Raw genomic sequence first — 1338 nt, 5'->3', positions numbered from 1 at the left:
CGCCGCAGCCGCGGGCGCGGCCTTGGCCGGCGCCGGCGCCGCGGCAGTCGCGGCCGCTTCGACGAGCGCGACGACCGTGCCTTGCGATACCTTGTCGCCGGCCTTGATCTTCACTTCCTTCACCGTGCCCGCCACGTCGCTCGGAACTTCCATCGACGCCTTGTCCGATTCGAGCGTCAACAGCGACTGCTCTTTCTCGATGACATCGCCCGGCTTGATGTTGACTTCGATGACGTCGACATCCTTGAAATCGCCGATATCCGGCACCTTCACTTCAACGAGACTCATTCACGTCCCCTTCTTGTTGTCGACGATCAAAGGATCACGCGCCGGAAATCGGCGAGCAGCGCGCCAAGATAGGCGTTGAAGCGCGCGGCTTCCGCCCCGTCGATCACGCGGTGATCGTACGAAAGCGAAAGCGGCAGCGTGAGGCGCGGCACGAACTGTTTTCCGTCCCACACGGGCTTCATCGCACTGCGCGAGAGACCGAGGATCGCCACTTCGGGCGCATTGATGATCGGCGTGAAGTGCGTGCCGCCGATACCGCCGAGCGAGGAAATCGAGAAGCAACCGCCTTGCATCTGATCGGGCTTGAGCTTGCCGTCGCGCGCGAGCTTCGAGAGTTCCGCCATTTCCTTGGCGATCTCGATGAGCCCCTTCTTGTCCGCATCGCGGATCACCGGCACCACGAGACCGTTCGGCGTGTCGGCTGCGAAACCGACGTGGTAATACTGCTTGAACACGAGGTTGTCGCCGTCCAAGCTCGCATTGAAGGTCGGGAACTTCTTCAGTGCCGAAACGACGGCCTTGATCACGAACGCGAGCATCGTGATCTTCACGCCCGCCTTCTCGTTTTCCTTGTTCAGTTGCACGCGCAACGCTTCGAGTTCGGTGATGTCGGCTTCGTCGTTGTTCGTGACATGCGGAATCATCACCCAGTTGCGATGCAGATTCGCACCCGAGATCTTTTTGATGCGCGACAGCGGCTTGGGCTCGACCGGGCCGAACTTCGTGAAATCGATCTTCGGCCACGGCAACAGATTCAACTCGCCGCCGGTGCCCGCGGCGCCCGCCGGCGCGGCGCCCGCGACCGCGCGCTGCCCCGTCATGACACCCTTCACGAAGGCGGTGACGTCCTCTTGCGTAATGCGGCCCTTCGGCCCCGTGCCCTGCACTTGCGCCACATCCACGCCGAGCTCGCGCGCGAACTTGCGCACCGAGGGCGACGCATGGCTCGGACGGCGCGCGCCGCCTTCGCCGGCCGGGATGAGCGGCGCCTGCGCCAGCGCGGACGGCTGGGCCGGCACGCTGCGCGGCGTCGTGTCGCGCGGCGCGTCG

Annotated in this window: 2 protein-coding genes; both read right to left on the bottom strand. The window is 64.6% G+C overall.

All coding sequences use genetic code 11. The features are described from left to right. The coding region (locus DXT59_RS10160; protein ID WP_116136795.1) for a biotin/lipoyl-containing protein at nucleotides 1-288 on the bottom strand (288 nt) is incomplete at its 3' end. 26 nt (nucleotides 289-314) lie between these two features. Next, a partial coding sequence (locus DXT59_RS10155; protein WP_162878012.1) for a dihydrolipoyllysine-residue acetyltransferase occupies nucleotides 315-1338 on the bottom strand: 1024 nt, incomplete at its 5' end.

This window comes from Trinickia diaoshuihuensis (assembly GCF_003390925.1).
In the GTDB taxonomy this organism is placed as follows: Bacteria; Pseudomonadota; Gammaproteobacteria; order Burkholderiales; family Burkholderiaceae; genus Trinickia; species Trinickia diaoshuihuensis.
This window is presented reverse-complemented; position numbering and strand designations above follow the sequence as displayed.